The organism is Phocaeicola faecicola, from assembly GCF_013618865.1.
GTDB classification, from domain to species: Bacteria; Bacteroidota; Bacteroidia; order Bacteroidales; family Bacteroidaceae; genus Phocaeicola; species Phocaeicola faecicola.
Genome location: NZ_JABSOE010000015.1, coordinates 1 through 17,027 on the forward strand (window position 1 = coordinate 1; position 17,027 = coordinate 17,027).

The following is a 17,027-nucleotide window of genomic DNA, read 5'->3' on the forward strand; positions in this document are numbered from 1 at the left end:
ACGGATTACGAAAACCTTCTTCCCATGACAATATGCAAATAATAATCGTTAAATTTGTGGACTCTTTTTTAGACGGGTGCCTGCTGGCGCCCGTCTAAAAGGGGACACCCTAAAATTGGAAACTTACGCTGAAGCACATCGCTTCTTATTTGTTTATTACACCTCAGTCGCTCAGTCGTATACGGGCGGAACTGAGCAAGAAGAAATAACGGTATGAATGCTTATCGAACTCCGGTGATGGCATTAATCCAATATCTACCGTCCCGGTATACCGTCTGGATATTTATTTGATGCATATACTTCCCAGCCTGATAAGTAACCTGATAATTATCAGGCTCCAACGGAACAACCTTCAGACTGTGAAACCACATACAGTCGAAATCAAAGTTCGTAATCAAAAGGTCATAGCCCCCGAAGCCATCCTGCAAATTTTCTAATTCTACCCCCTTGAATTGTTCTAAAGCTGTGTGAGACAGATTAGACAAACGCAAAGACTGCAACTTGGAATTCAAATCGCTGCACATGCTGCAATAGGTAGCCAAGTAAAGTTTATAAAAACTTTCGACCAATGATTCTCCCGACGAACTATCTATTTTATATGAAGCTGTATTTTCAAAACCGGTCAACCACTCATCTCCATATTGAGTACCATTTTCAATGGGAGTAATATATTTTATCTTACATTTTTCATTCACATACCCCACTTTTAATGGAATCTCCACCAGACTAGCACTATCTTTTTCATTCCAAAGATAGCTTACCATATACCAATCGTCTGCAATTTCTCTTACATTCAATGTCTTAATTGCATCTGAATTCATATCCTGCGCCCGTATAATCGGATCTCCTCCCGTAGCATTACGCATTCTTTGGAGTTTGGCAGCCATTTCTTCAGTTAAATACTTCCTGCACAGTGTTTCATTGGTTGAATCCACATTTAAAATATTCGCCATATAGCTCGTATAGAATATTTTAATTTCATCTATGCATGCACCGGAGCAGATAGCACTAAAACAAAACAACAAAACAGATATAAATATAAACCTTCTTTTCATGGTATAATATAATTAGACTGCATCGCCAGGTTGTACAATTGGAAACATTCTTGTTCGTAGTTCCTTCAAACTAATCTACACAAATATACAAAAATCCCCACAAAGTATGAAGACTACACTTTTTTATTTGTCATTTTAGCCAATATATACTAAGTATCAAAGCATAAAAAAATTCCGTATAACCCTTTCGGATTATACGGAATCTCTTCTATCTATTTGTTACAGATTATTTTACTTCCTCAAAATCAGCGTCCTGTACGTCGCTCTTGTCGTTTGAGCCAGACTGGCTTGACTGACCTGCCTGAGCACCGCCCTGAGCGCCTGTCTGAGCATACATTTCAGCGCTTGCAGCCTGGAATGCATTCTGCAGTTCAGTGCTTGCAGCATCGATACCTGCCAAATCCTGTGCCTTGTGAGCGTCTTTCAGTTTCTGCAGAGCCGCTTCGATAGGAGCTTTCTTGTCAGCCGGCAACTTATCGCCAAGGTCTTTCAACTGATTTTCAGTAGTGAAGATCAAGCTGTCTGCCTGGTTCAATTTGTCGATACGTTCCTTTTCTTTCTTATCTGCTTCTGCATTTGCTTCAGCTTCTGCCTTCATACGGTCGATTTCTTCCTTGCTCAAACCAGATGAAGCTTCGATACGGATAGCCTGTTCCTTACCTGTTGCCTTATCTTTTGCAGAAACTTTCAAGATACCGTTGGCATCGATATCGAAGGTTACCTCAATCTGAGGAACACCACGACGAGCCGGAGCGATACCTGTCAGGTTAAACTGACCGATTGACTTGTTCTGTGCAGCCATCGGACGTTCACCCTGCAATACATGGATGGTAACTTCTGTCTGGTTATCTGCAGCTGTAGAGAATACTTCGCTCTTCTTGCAAGGAATAGTTGTATTGGCATCAATCAGTTTTGTCATGACTCCACCCATTGTTTCAATACCCATTGACAACGGAGTTACATCCAACAATACGATGTCGCCTACACCGGCTTCCTTGTTCAGTACGGCACCCTGGATACAAGCACCTACTGCTACTACTTCGTCCGGGTTTACACCTTTTGAAGGAGCTTTTCCGAAGAAATCTTCTACCAGTTTCTGGATAGCAGGGATACGAGATGAACCACCTACCAGGATGACTTCGTCGATATCTGAGTTGTTCAGACCGGCATCGCTCATTGCACGCTTACACGGTTCCAGACAAGCCTGGATCAGGTTGTGTGCCAACTGTTCGAACTTAGCACGTGTCAAAGTCTTAACCAAGTGCTTTGGAACACCGGCTACCGGCATGATGTACGGCAAGTTGATTTCAGTTGAAGTTGAAGAAGACAATTCAATCTTAGCCTTTTCAGCTGCTTCTTTCAAACGCTGCATAGCCATCGGATCCTGAGTCAGGTCAGCGCCTTCATCGTTCTTGAATTCCTGAACCAACCAGTCGATGATTACCTGGTCGAAGTCATCACCACCCAGGTGAGTATCACCGTTAGTTGACAATACTTCGAATACACCGCCACCGAACTCCAGGATAGAGATATCGAATGTACCACCACCCAGGTCGAATACGGCAATCTTCATATCTTTGTTAGCCTTGTCTACACCGTAAGCCAAAGCAGCTGCTGTCGGTTCGTTAACGATACGTTTTACATCCAGACCAGCAATCTGACCAGCTTCCTTAGTAGCCTGACGCTGTGAGTCAGAGAAGTATGCAGGCACTGTAATTACGGCTTCTGTTACTTCCTGTCCCAGATAGTCTTCAGCTGTTTTTTTCATTTTCTGAAGAATCATAGCTGAAATTTCCTGCGGAGTATACAAACGTCCGTCGATGTCAACACGCGGAGTATTGTTGTCGCCCTTTACCACTGGGTAAGGAACTCGAGAAATTTCTTTAGCTACCTGATCATAAGTTTCACCCATGAAACGTTTGATAGAGTAAACGGTACGTGTCGGGTTAGTGATTGCCTGACGTTTTGCAGGGTCACCGATTTTACGTTCACCGTTATCTACAAAACCTACGATAGAAGGAGTTGTACGCTTACCTTCGCTGTTAGCGATTACTACAGGTTCGTTACCTTCAAATACTGCTACACATGAGTTTGTAGTTCCTAAGTCTATACCAATAATCTTTCCCATAATTATATCTATTTTTATTTTTATTCAACATTTAGTTTATTTTGCCGCTTCTGTAACTCGAAGCGTCACGCCTTATATAAAACAAATGCCGTGCCATGATTTTTCGGGGGAATATAAATGACATCAACTGCCAATTTGGCGGACTTTTTATGACAAAGCGTGCATTTTATGGCAAAACCGTTTCTTTTTTGGCAGTGTGGCTGACTGGCAGGGATGGTTTTAAGGTGAGAGGGATTGGGCGAGGGTATTGTAAATTGAAGGCTACTAAAGGTCATAAAAAAATATCAGGATCCATAAATGAACTTTATGAATCCTGATAAAACTGAGTTAGTTAATTGCAAGGTTTATTTGAAACTGCTTGCTGCAAGTTTTGAAGTTGATGCTTTATATAAAGATTGATTATTTATAAATGATTGAATTACTTGTTTATTTTGTTTTTTCAATTTTAGTCCAAGCTAAAGCTGCTGCTCCGAGAATCGCAGCATCTGCTTCTTTCAGTCCTGATAAAATAATCTGCGCTGTATTGCGATAATTTTCAAAAACCATTTTCTTGTAGGTGCATATAGTTGGCTCCAGCAATAAACTTCCGGCTTTAGTTAATCCTCCGAATAAAATGAAAGCTTCGGGGTCTGAGAATGTCGCACAATTAGCCAAAGCTTCACCCAAAAGTTTTCCTGTATATTCGAAAATTTCTTTGGCAACTTGGTCTCCTTTCATTGCAGCATCATATATATCTTTAGAGGTAATAGAAGTAATAGGGAGGGTATGGAGTGAGCTTTCTTTACCGCTTTTTTTCAAAAAATCTATTGCTGTTCGTACCATTCCAGTTGCAGAACAATAAGCTTCTAGGCATCCAATTCTACCACATGGGCAAATACGTCCGTTTTCTGGTCTTATGGACATGTGTCCTAATTCACCAGCAAAACTTCGTTTGCCATAAACAAGTTCTCCGTTTACTACAATTCCACTGCCTACACCTGTGCCAAGTGTAATCATAATGAAATCTTTCATTCCTTGTGCTGCCCCATAAAGCATTTCTCCCAGTGCTGCAGCTTTTGCGTCATTGGTGATAAAGGTGACTATGCCTGTCTTTGCTTCAATTTTATCAGCCAATGGTACGATTCCTTTCCAAGGAAGATTCGTTGCATTTTCTATGCTACGGCTCCAGTAATTTACATCTGGAGCTCCAATACCCAACGCAGCTATATATTCCTTACCTCCTGCTTTCTGGATGAGTTCAGTGATTGTTTTTGTGCATTGTTTTACATATTGTTCGATATCAGGAAACTCGTTGGTCTTGAAAGAAACTTGTTCTGATACATTTCCTTCTTTATCTACAAGTGCCAATACGGAGTTCGTACCTCCTAAATCAAATCCGATTACATATTTTTTCATTCGCCTTGTTTTTAAAACGTAGTTTTTAATAATTCAGGATGGTTATTATGAATTTTTACAATCAATTCTCCAAATAAAGTATTGGTCCATGCAAACCAAGAACGGGTAAAGTCATTGTCATCATTCACATTGAATGATTCATGCATGAACCCAGTATTGCCATCCGTGTTTCTTAATAAAGTCAGACAGTCTTTTAATTCATTTGTGTCGTCGGTGGTCAGACCTTTGATTATGATACTCATAGGCCATGCATAGTTTAGTCCAACATGAGGTCCTCCCACACCTTCTCCCGATTTCCCTGAAAAGAAATACGGATTGTTGTCACTCCAGATGAACTTGCGCGTGTTTTGATATAATGGATCATCTTGAGAGCAATATCCAAGATAAGGAGCAGCAAGAAGGCTAGGTACATTGGCGTCATCCATACATAAACTGTTGCCAAAACCATCCACTTCAAAAGCATAAATTTTACCACATACCGGATGATTGACTATTGCATATTTTTGAATGGCTCTATCGATTTCATCTGACAGATCTGTACATTCTTTTGCAAATTCAGTGTGCTGATATACCTTATTCTCTATTTCTGCCAGCTGCCGTAGTGATACCACTGCAAACATGTTTGAAGGAACCAGAAAACCATATTGGGTAGCATCGTCGGAAGGACGGAAAGAAGATACAATCATGCCATTAGGTTTTATCGGGGCTCCGAATCCTCCATTTATCTGTGAATCGGTAGGCCTTTCACAGTTACGTGCAAAACTATAGGGGCCATTTCCGTTTTTACGCTGTTGCTCTTTCATGGTCTTTACAGCCAGTTGCATGGCATTGTGCCATGTGCTGTCAAACACGGAAGTATCTCCAGTGAGAAGGTAATAGAAATAAGCTATTCGAATAGGATAACATAATGAATCCAGTTCCCATTTGCGTTCGTGCAGTTCCTTTTTCATCGGTTGGGTATAGTCTGTTTCCCAGTAGCTTCCAATAGGACCGTCATTAAAGGCATTGGCGTAAGGGTCCAGCAGGATACATTCAGCTTGCCGATTTATGAGTCCGGCTATAAGTGCTTGCAACTGTTTATCATCTTTCATCAATTGTAAATAAGGCCAAAGTTGGGCAGAGGAATCACGAAGCCACATTGCGTGGATATCTCCAGTGATGACAAATGTATCAGGACGCCCGTTTTTAATTTGAAATTTTACTGTTGTATCCAATGTATTTGGATAACAGTTCTCAAACATCCAGCGTAGTTTGGGGTCTGTAATATCTTGTTTAATTTGCTCGATTAGCTTTTCTACTACTTCCGAGGTAAAATGTCGGTCTGCGACAGTTGGGCGTTTTGATTCGTATTTTTCATCTGTCGAGGTTTGTGAAAATCCACTTGTTGCATGAGACAGACTACAGGCCAGTACAATTCCTAAAATCCAATTGTGTTTTTTCATATTATGTAATTTATTTTAAGGACAGCAAGAGTAGATTCCGATTGATTTCCGGAATCTACTTTACTTTGTTCAGGGTTAGAATTTATTTTTTCCAGTTTTTACTTGAAATGTCTTTTCCTGATTTCCATAACGGACAAGTAATTCAAATTCGATGTTTGATTCTACTTCTATTACAGGCTTTTCATTGACAGAGTTTCTGGCATGTGCTTTGAAAGATATCAGTCCGTCAGGACCAAATGGATAGCGTTCAATACCATTGGTTTCCGTCAAATTTATATCCCAGGTAATTTGCTTTTGCACGAAATCTCCCCGGATGCCAATGATATGTTCAATAAGTCCGGCGATAGGGGCTAGTCCTGTCCATCCTACGAACTCTTTTCTTGCCATAAAGCCTGGATCATTTGATTCAGGTGCATAATATTCCCAAAAAGTACCAGTTTTTTGGAAAACCTTAAATATCTGATTATAGTGATTCTGGGCTATTTCATGGGCTTCTTTTCTGAAACCTCTTAGCAATAATCCATTAATTACCATATAGTTGGTTCCTGGCCATACTCCTCCTTGCCAGTACCGTCCATTAGCTTTATACCGAGGATTATCTGCCGAAAGCGACGGAACACGATGGGGGCGATTGAAAGTAGCTGGATTTTGTAATTCGTTTACCAGATATCTTATTTGCTCTTTATTCAAAACATCAGAATATAAGGCCCAGTATGCTCCGATTCCTTTTGTTTTAGAAAGAGAGCCGTCTGCATATTGATCATACAGAAAGTTTGTTTCCTTATCCCATAAATTTTCGCGAATATATTGTTTCAGAGCATTGGCTTCATCTTCCAGTTCTTCGATTTCTTGCCAACGTTCGAGATAGAATCCCATTTCAAGCAGCAGGTTGGCTGTGAAAAGCTGTTGCAGATTGGTATCCAGCCAAATCATATGTCCGTGGCTGTATATCATGTTGTATTCATTTTTAACACGAGGCATATTGTCCATTCCAGTTCCCCATCCGCTTGACCAGTAGGTGCCGTTTCTCCATGTACGATTCAGTTTTAGCCATTTGTAATAGGCGCAAAGTGCAGGAAAAATCTTATGAAGCCGTTCTGTATTTCCGAACTGATGGAAATATACCATTTCGCACCAAGGCATGAGATTGGGCCCTGTACTGACAGGGTCATAACGCTCAAAACAGTCTGCTCCGTCAGCCTTGATTTCTCGACAGATAAATCCGTCGGGATGCTGTTTGGCATAAAAATTGTCTAAGGTCTGTTGAAAAGGGAAAAAGCGGGTTCCATAGCGTGCAAACATTAAGATGAAGGAAGAATCCCACATAAAAATATTTCCGTTATAGGCTGTGTCGATATAGGGAGTCACAAAACCAGAATTGGGTTGAGGATTCCGGATGTTCCCGATTGCGATTTCCCAGGCTCTCCAATACATGAGAAGCTCTTCTTCATGTCCTTCCCATATAGGGGCAGGGAGGATTTGCCGGGCTTCTTTTATGTCTTTGGGTAAAACAGTATAGTTTGGCCGGGCTATACGATAGGTATTTTCTGCTACCAATGGAGACTTTGCATAGGTATCTTTATAGGGAATCTTGTATAGACTGTCGTTCCCACAAGATTGAGCAGTCCCATTTATAGAAAAAAATCCTATTGTAAGACATAAAGCCAGATGGATATATTTTTTCATAAATCGGATTATAAGTTTAATAATTTCTTTATTTTATCAAAGATAGCAGTATTTTCATAAATACCGGTAAACATTTCTGATCCAGGTCCAAATGCATACACTGGAACCATTACTCCAGAATGATCGGTAGTTGAAAATTTACATTGAATTTCACCTTTGTCTTTGTCTCCTCCCAGTAAGGTCAGACCTCCGGTTTCATGATCTGCAGTAATGACAACCAATGTCTCTCCATCTTGTGCAGCCCATTTGAAGACTTCTCCGATAGTACGGTCAAAATCCAGTGTTTCTTGCATTAATAAATCCAAATCGTTAAAATGACCGTAGTCATCTAATTGTGATCCTTCAATCATCATAAAGAATCCTTTGTTATTTTTGCTTAATAAATTCATGCCTTTGAGGGCTGATTGTGCAAGCCGATCACCTCTTTCAGCTGGTAGTGGAGTATCTACGGAGTCGGTTACCGCAAAGATTTTTCCACTGTTCAGCTTCTGACATTCCTCCCAACTTTTAGCAATAGTGTATCCTTTTTTCTCCAGTTCTTTGAAAATATTCCTGCCGTCAGGACGATTTTCAAATTTTTGGGCTCCACCTCCGACAACGTAGTCTGCTCTACAGTTTACGTAATCAGCTATAATTTCATATTCGTTGTCACGGTCAACATTGTGGCAACAAAAATCGGCTGGGGTAGCATCCCACAAACGGCAGGTAACAGCTATTCCTGCTGATAGTCCTTTGTCTTTTGCCAATGAAATTAATGAAGGCACAGGTTGTCCGTTAACATCTACACCAACGGAGTGATATTTTGTCTTAACTCCTGTTGCTAAAGCTGTGCCTCCTGCGCCTGAATCTGTGATTAATTTATTGGCACAGTATGTTTTGAATAATCCGGTTACCGGAGCATTTTCAATGTATAGTTTTCCTCTGTTAGCAGTCCATGCAGAATAAATATGCATCAAACTCATGCCGTCGCCAATCATCAGAATTACATTTTTGACTTTTTTCCCAGTTGGGGAAATAATTTTTTCAACGTGATAAGGATTCTCTAATACATAGGTCTGAAGTTTATCTGTACGAGAGTTTTGTGCAATAATTGTAGAATTAGAAATGACAGAACCTACTATTACACAAGATAAGCAAAGTTTGGAAAATAATGTTTTCATGGGTCTAAGTTTTTAATGAATAGTTTGTAGTGTGTTCTACAGACTATGTTTTATGAATAATTAAGATAAAGATTCCTTGGTTTTGATTCATTCGATAAAGAGAACTTCTATCGGGATACTTTCCGCTTTTGTTTTTCCAGGAAGAGTCCATTCCCAACTTAAATGTTCTCCTTCGTAATCTTCAAAATAAAGCAATCGATAAGTGTGAAATCCTTTTTTCAATGCAATCCGTCCCGTGGCAGTTATGGCGGCATGAGAACCATCATTGTCTACTACTTTTTGTCCGTCAATGTAAAGTACACTACCATCATCCGATTTTGTTCCAAAAGTGTATACTCCATCTTCCGGTATCTTGATGACTCCTTCAAAGATATATCCAAAATGGTCTTCTTGGCGAGCTTGTCTGATGGAAGGTTCAGTCATGATTCCTTTTTCTATTAGCTTGCCTTTCGGCAAATCTTCTACTTTTTGGAAGTATCCTTCGAAGTATGTATATGTGGTACCTTGTAGCTTGCCTTCCGCATTTACGGAGGGAAGTAATTCTGCTTTTGTGGCATGGATTGTCAAGGTTTGACTTGGGGTATAACCTTCTTTGAAACCTCTAGCTTTCAGAAGGGTTGTCTTATCAAGTTGAATCGGGCGATTATACACTGGAGATGATATTGTTGGTTCGCTTCCGTCCAATGTATAATGTATAGTGCTTTCTTCAGTTGTTGTAGCCAGTTGTACGTTAATTGAATTGAGGAATAAATTTAAATCCTTATCCACGTAAGGAACAGATACAACTTTACTTTGAGTAAATGAGTAAGGAAAACTTTCTGGCTGAGTTCCACGATTATAATCGGGCTGGTCAGTCAGTGTATACAATAATTCTCCTCCTTGCATTAGTACTTCGTAAGAGATATAATTTTTATCAATTACCTGACCATTAAATGTAACTTTCTCAATGTATTTATTGCGTGAAGGATTGTTAGCTTTGATTGTTAATGTGTTTCCATTGCTCAATTTTAGCTGTACAGTGTCAAAAAGAGGCGTTGTCAAACAAAATTCATTACTGCCCGGACATACTGGATAAAATCCCAGTGATGACAATATATACCATGCAGACATTTGACCACAGTCTTCATTTCCGATTATACCTTCTGGCGTAGGACTGTACATTTCATCTAACAATTTGCGTGTCATCTCTTGAGTTTTCCAGGGTTGTCCGACAAAATTATATAGATAAGCCATGTGATGACTTGGTTCATTGCCATGCACATATTGTCCAATTAGCCCAGTAATATCCGATAGATGTCCATCAATGTTAGAAGTTACGGTATATAGAGAATCTAAACAAGCCGTAAATTCCTTTTTTCCACCAAACAGTTGGATTAAACCATTTACATCATGTGGGACAAAAAAACGGTATTGCCATGCAGTGGCCTCTGTATAGTCTCGTCCCACTTCAAATGGATTAAATACAGACTCCCAGTTGCCATCCATTCTTTTACCACGGAAGAATTTTGTATTCCCATCGAATACATTTACGTAATTCTGTGAACGACGGATATAAGTTTCATAAATATCTTGTTTACCCATGGCTTTAGCCATTTGTGCAATGGCCCAATCATCATAGGCAAATTCTAGCAGGCAGGAGATAGATTCCTTTTTGATATTTGAAGGTATAAATCCGTATTTGATATAATAGTCTGATCCCTTTTTATTTTTTTCTGACGATACAATCATTGCTTTCAATGCTTTTTCTGCGTCAAATCCGCGAATACCTTTCATATATGCATCTGCAATGACTGATACAGCATGATAACCGATCATGGTACCAGTTTCACCGGATGCAAGTGGCCACATGGGTAATTCTCCGGATGCATCATACATTTCAAGCATTGAATGGATCATATTGTTGACCAAAGAAGTATCTATCAATGTCATCAATGGATTCCAAGCTCTAAATGTATCCCATAAAGAAAGAGTGGAATACATTTTTTTTTCAGAAGGTAGCGAGGCAATTTTCATGTCGTGCCGTCTATATTGTCCATTAATATCACTTGTTATATTAGGTACAACCAGCGCATGATACCAAGCTGTATAGAAATTGGTACGTTCTGCATCTGTTCCACCTTCAATTTTAATTTGGCTCAATTTATTCTCCCAAATTTCCGAAGACTGCCGACGTACTGTCTCAAAGTTAAAGCCTTCAATATCGTGTTTTAAATTCATACGTGCATTTTCAATACTGACATTTGATAGACCGACTTTAGCTATTATTTGTCTGCTTTTCTGAAATCCAAGTAGTGCCTGTATTTGTTGACCTGACAAAGCTTTTTTGTTTTTTGATGGTTTCCCATTATTGAACAGTTGAAGCGTTGCAATGGGAGCATCAAATTGCACGACAAAATATACATACTGGTTATCTACCCATCCTCGTGTACGACGCATTCCTGTAATTTCATTCTTTTGGGTCTGTACCAGTTCTGCTTCATAAATAAATTCATCTGTCAAAAGATGTGCTAAATCAATAACTACATATGCATTCTTTCCATTGGGATAAGTATAGCGATGCATTCCTGCGTAAGTAGTTGCTGTTAATTCAGCGAAAATGTTTTCCTCTTCCAGTTTTACGGAATAATATCCAGGAGTTGCTTTTTCTGAAGAATGTAAAAATCTTGCAGGAGTATATAGTGGTTTCCCTTCTTCAAATGATGAGATTGTAGGTCTGAATAATATGTCTCCTAAATCAATACATCCTGTACCACTAAGATGTGTGTGTGAAAATCCTAATAATGTGGAGTCTGAATAATGATAGCCTGAGCAGGCATCCCAGTCTCCTGTGCGTGTATCAGGGCTTAACTGTACAGCTCCGAAAGGAACGGTTGCTCCTGGATAAGTGTGTCCATGAAAGCCTGTGCCAATAAAAGGATTTACGTAGTCGGTTATCTTCTGGGTATCATTGTCAGCCCATAGGTTCAGTGAAGAAAGACAAGCAAGGAATAACAAAGTTTTTTTCATAGGTGTATTTTCGATAGGAGAGGGAATAACATTTCTATTCTATAAATAGTATGATGTTATCCCCTCTTGCAATCTGTTTATAACAAATCTAATCTGTTTATTTAAATTTATCAATTATTGTGCGGGAGTTCCGAAATCAGAATACCCCGGAGCTGGATTGTTAATTAATACTCCGTTGCTGTTTTCGATTTCGATTTGAGGCAGTGGTAAGTGAGCATCTTTAGCAGGATCAAAAGTACGTCCTCCATATGGATCTTTTTCTTTGTCCGCATAAACCTGCTTTGCCAGTCCCCAACGCACTAAATCATAATGACGTTCGTCCTCATATGCCAATTCACAACGACGTTCATTAACCAGATTCCAGAAATTGATGGATGTCATCTTTTTGCTTTCATCGTTGCCAAATGCTCTTACATGCACTTCATTAAAGTATTTCAATATATTTTCATCAGATGTTTGCTGATTGGGGTTTTTACCATTTAATCCTTTCTCAGCCATCAATGCTTCAGTATAGATCAATAATACATCGGCATAGCGTAACAGTGGTACATCAGCACCGCTTTCCCACTCCCATTGTCCTAGCTTTTTATAAGCATTTGAATATTTCACACACATCCATCCGGTAGTCATATCACGAATATTTCCATTTTCCGGATTTGTACTTAAGGTAAACTCTTTGCCGATGTAGGTAACTTTGTCGCCATCACCAACCAATGTGGTTTTACGGCGCAAGTCGCCTTCTTCGAATGCATCTCTCAAACTTTGCGTTGGGGCAAAATAATACCATCCTTTTCCTCCTGTTAAGAAACCTGACATTGTTACGGTAGAAGTAATGGTTCCGTAATTTCGGGTTGGAAGATTAGTCAGGTTAAATAAAACTTCATTGGATTTTTCTCCATCTAAAGAAAACAGATGATCAAATCCGTTTCCTCCCGTTTGATCCAATTCATATTTGCCAGAATTAATTACTTCCCAGGCTGCAGCTTTAGCTTCAGGCATTTTGTTCCAGTGAGCATATACTTTTGCCAATAAACCATAAGCTGCACCTAAATTGGGGCGTCCCCAATCTTCGTTGGAGCGTTCCCACAAAGGTGCTCCATCAATATCTTTATAATAGTCGATGGTTGCCAGCAGATATTTTTCAATATTCTTATAAGTCTGTTCTTTGGTCTCACGCGGTTTGTTGAAGTTTTGTGGGTCGTTCAAGTCATAAAAGGGTAGTCCGCCAAATCGTTTAGCAAGGTGGAAATAGGCATAGGCGCATAAAAAATTAGCTTCACCTAACATAATACGTTTTTTGGCTTCTGGCATATCGATATTGGGCACATTGGCAAGCACATCATTGGCTCTGCGAATTACTTTATACATGATAACCCAGTTATCGCGCATTCCACCAGATGTATTGGAAACCTCGTTGAATCTCGCCATACGTTCAATTTCTGGTTTATCTCGGTTTACACGCATATCATCGCTCAACGGACCAGCCCACCATTGTCCTCGTCCATATCCTTCTTCTTCATAGAAAGGCTGGTATGCAGCATCCAGACCTTTTTGAGCATTTCCTTCAGATTCCCATAAACCTGCCAATCCATATGGCTCTCTGTCCTGCGAACAAGAAGCAATTAATGGCAGAAAACATGATAAATAAAAAATATTTCGTAGTTTCATAATTTTATATTTAGAAATTAATGTTTACACCCATAATAAATGATCTTGTTTGAGGAAACTGTCCGCGGTCGACAGCCAGTTCGGTAACTCCGTAGGCATCTGGGGTATCCGCATAAGTTTCACCCAATTCCGGGTCGTATCCCGAATATTTGGTAATTGTAAAGACATTTTGTGCCGTTACATAGAATCTGAGTTTTTGCATACCCAGTTTTGTTGTTATAGATTTGGGTAAAGTATATCCTAAAGTTATATTCTTAAGTTTTAGGTAATTTCCGTTCTCTACATATAAATCAGACATTTGTGCATTACCATTTGGATCTTCGAAAGTAACTCGTGGAAGATTACCATTAGGATTATTGATCGGATGGTAACGGTCTAAGATTTCCCCAAATTGGTTATATGATCTGCGTGCGAACATACCTTCACGGTTGATTGCCTTGAAAATATCATATCCGGCTACGCCTTGGAAGAACAAGGATAAATCGAACCCTTTATATGAACCATCAAAGCCAAATCCGTATGTGAAATCAGGAAAACCATCTCCGATATTTGTCTTATCATTGTCATCAATTACATTATCTCCATTAAGATCCACAAACTTTACGTCACCAATTTGAGCGTTTTTATTATATTTTGTATTATAAGCATCTACAGAAGCCTTGTCTTTAAAGATGCCATCAGTTTTATATCCGTAAAAGTGTGCCATAGGCTCTCCAACTACCGTACGCGTAATATTGCTGCCTCCATAGCTTCCTCCAAAGATGGCTTCGCTTCCGTTGCCTAGTGAAGTTACTTCATTCTTTATAGTACTGAAGTTACCGTATACATTATAAGTAAATCCATTCTTTTCACCATTCCATGAAGCACTGAACTCGAAACCACTGTTACGTACTTTTCCTGCATTTACCCAAGGTTCGCTATCCACACCAGAAATAGCTGTTATTGGCACTTGCAGCAATACGTCAGAGGTATTCTTTTGGAAATAATCTGCAGTAATATCCAAATGGTTGAATAGAGTCAGGTCAATTCCCACATTGGCCTGTGTGGTTACTTCCCATTTAATATCCTTGTTGGCGATAGATGCTTCGTAGCGTCCTCCGGTATATTTTTCATCTTTTCCAAAGACTACGTAGTAACCGTCGTCATCTTGAGTATTTACTACTTTTGAATAAGTGGGATAATAGTCAAAGATGTTTTGATTACCCAACTGTCCCCAACTGGCACGTAATTTCAGGTTTTGTATAGTTTCTTTCGCATCTTCAAAGAATGCTTCTTCAGATATTCTCCAAGCACCTGATACTGAAGGGAAGTATCCCCAACGATTCTGCTTTGCGAATTTAGAGGAACCGTCGGCACGGAAACTTGCTGATAATAAATAACGATCAGAGAAAGAATAATCCAGACGCATGAAACCAGACATTAGTGCCCACTCTTTACGGCCACTTAACAACCAGGCAACAGTAGATGCACATTCCAAAAAGCGTTGAGACTCATCGTCTGAGGTGAATCCAGTACCTCGGGCATTCAGGAAGTTCATACGGTAATCTTCATATGACCATCCTCCCATAAGCATTAATTTATGTTTTCCCCATGTACCGTCGTACTTTAAAGTTGTAGTATTCATCCAGCGCGTACTCTGCCAGTCTTGCTGAGTTAATTCTGCTACTGTATTAGGTCGACCTTGCTCAGGAACGATGCCGTTATATTCTTTTTCTTGCCATTGTGACCAGTCATACCCGAAATCTGTTTTCAGCGTCAAACCTTTTACGATTTCCCACTGTGCGTATACATTTCCAAAAATACGGTCTCGGGTTATCTTTTTGTCTGCTCTATCGAGTACAGATACCGGATTGCGCATGTCAGTACCTAATTCTCCACTACCACTGTATCCACCATCTTCCGTATATACAGGGACTGAAGGGTCAAATACTAAAGCTCCGGAAATAGCACCTCCTGCACCATATGTGGGTACAATACTCTGTACTGAATGAGTAATCATTAAATTTTCTCCAAACTTAAAGTTTTTGGTGATGTCCATTTCTGTATTGACACGGAAGTTGACACGATCGAATCCTGAGTTTTTCAATATACCGTTCTGGTCCAGATATCCCAAGGCCACATTATAGCGTGCTCTTTCTGATCCACCAGAAAGACCTAAATCATAATTTCCTGTATATCCTGTTGAGTAAATTTCATCTTGCCAATCGGTACGAGTTACAGATCCTATGGGGGAAGTATAATATTCAGGAACTTCCAGACCGTCGTTTTGATAGGCTTCGGTATGAATTAAATTACGTCCGGCTGCATCTAGCAGATTGATTTTTTTAGTAGCTGTATTGAAGCCGTGGTGAGTATTGAAGGTTACATTTATTTTTTCTGATTTTTTACCTTTTTTAGTTTGGATAATGACAACTCCATTGGCAGCACGAGAGCCATAGATGGCAGCAGATGCTGCATCTTTTAATACATCAATACGTTCGATGTCACTGGGATTTACATCATTCATATTATCGGCTGGCATGCCGTCAATTACGTAAAGAGGGTCATTGTTTCCAATGGTTCCTAAGCCACGAACACGAATTGATGCAGAGGCTCCTGGGGCACCACTTGTCTGATAAACGGTTACGCCTGACATTTTTCCTTGTAAGGCATGGTTGATACCGGTTACTGCCATGTCACCTACTTCATCCATTTTTACTGAAGCGACTGCTCCAGAAAGGTCTGCTTTTTTCTGTGTGGTATAACCAACAACTACTACCTCATCTAATGTTTTGTTATCTTCTTTTAAAACGATATTAAAAGAGGTCTTATTACCTACTTTAATGTTTTGAGTGGCATATCCAATATAAGAGACAACTAAGATATCATTGGGGGAAACGTCCAATGTAAATTTACCGTCAATGTCTGTAATTGTTCCGGTTGTTGAACCTTTTATTTGGATGCTGGCTCCAATTACAGGAACTCCAGAATTATCTATTACAGTTCCACTTGCTTTTTTAACTGGCGCATTGGCTGTGATGCCAGAGGCTGGTTTTGAAAAAAGCACAATGTTTTTCCCCTCGATTTCATAGCCGATGGTAGTGTTTTCAAATAAAGAACTTAATGCTGCACCAAGCGACTGTTCCTTAATATTTACAGAGACGGGGTGGTTTAAGTTAATTGCATTTTCGTCATATGCAAAGAACAAGTCGGTCTGGTTTTCTATCTGTGACAAAACCGAACTTAATGAGACTTTGTCCCCTTGAAGTGTGATTGGCATTCCCTGCATTGAAGCTGAAAGGCTCAATCCAATAGAAGCTGCACCTAATAAACTAAAAAATCTTTTTTTCATCATTACGTCACTCTAAGGTTAATTATTGAATTCGTTTTTATAGAAATATATATACTTGTTTTTCGTTTTTTGTGGTACAAAGGTCTTATCTTTATTTTGCATAAATATTGCAAATAGATTATTTATAGTTTACAGTATTATAATTATAAAGGTATG

General features: G+C 39.5%; 9 protein-coding genes and 1 pseudogene. 1 reads left to right on the forward strand and 9 read right to left on the reverse strand.

Translation table 11 applies throughout. The annotated features are described in order from the left end of the window. Positions 1-128 precede the first annotated feature (128 nt). Positions 129-209, forward strand: a pseudogene (locus H3001_RS19400) (Crp/Fnr family transcriptional regulator); the annotation flags it as partial. A gap of 12 nt (positions 210-221) precedes the next feature. On the opposite strand, the gene H3001_RS05930 reads toward H3001_RS19400, so the two are convergent. The 9 genes from H3001_RS05930 to H3001_RS05970 form a co-directional block, all read right to left on the reverse strand. Next, positions 222-1,055: a DUF3828 domain-containing protein gene (locus H3001_RS05930; RefSeq protein ID WP_181214375.1), complete on the reverse strand. Its 834-nt coding sequence runs from the start codon at positions 1,053-1,055 to the stop codon at positions 222-224. A 226-nt stretch (positions 1,056-1,281) separates the two neighbouring features. Next, complete coding sequence (dnaK, locus tag H3001_RS05935) at positions 1,282-3,183, reverse strand: molecular chaperone DnaK (protein ID WP_181214376.1); 1,902 nt, start codon at positions 3,181-3,183, stop codon at positions 1,282-1,284. A gap of 426 nt (positions 3,184-3,609) precedes the next feature. Then, complete coding sequence (locus H3001_RS05940) at positions 3,610-4,578, reverse strand: ROK family protein (protein WP_181214377.1); 969 nt, start codon at positions 4,576-4,578, stop codon at positions 3,610-3,612. An 11-nt stretch (positions 4,579-4,589) separates the two neighbouring features. Next, a complete protein-coding gene (locus H3001_RS05945; protein WP_181214378.1) occupies positions 4,590-6,020 on the reverse strand; it encodes a glycoside hydrolase family 125 protein in 1,431 nt (476 codons plus the stop codon). Positions 6,021-6,095: 75 nt separating this feature from the next. Continuing rightward, entirely contained in the window at positions 6,096-7,706 is a 1,611-nt protein-coding gene (locus H3001_RS05950; protein ID WP_181214379.1) for an MGH1-like glycoside hydrolase domain-containing protein, read from the reverse strand. Between the two features lie 8 nt (positions 7,707-7,714). Further along, positions 7,715-8,866 (reverse strand): alkaline phosphatase, encoded by a 1,152-nt coding sequence (locus H3001_RS05955; protein ID WP_181214380.1) that lies wholly within the window; start codon positions 8,864-8,866, stop codon positions 7,715-7,717. 87 nt (positions 8,867-8,953) lie between these two features. Further along, complete coding sequence (locus tag H3001_RS05960; protein WP_181214381.1) at positions 8,954-11,872, reverse strand: GH92 family glycosyl hydrolase; 2,919 nt, start codon at positions 11,870-11,872, stop codon at positions 8,954-8,956. 114 nt (positions 11,873-11,986) lie between these two features. Beyond that, positions 11,987-13,540: a RagB/SusD family nutrient uptake outer membrane protein gene (locus H3001_RS05965; RefSeq protein WP_181214382.1), complete on the reverse strand. Its 1,554-nt coding sequence runs from the start codon at positions 13,538-13,540 to the stop codon at positions 11,987-11,989. 10 nt (positions 13,541-13,550) lie between these two features. Next, positions 13,551-16,871 (reverse strand): TonB-dependent receptor, encoded by a 3,321-nt coding sequence (locus tag H3001_RS05970; protein ID WP_181214383.1) that lies wholly within the window; start codon positions 16,869-16,871, stop codon positions 13,551-13,553. Positions 16,872-17,027: the final 156 nt, after the last annotated feature.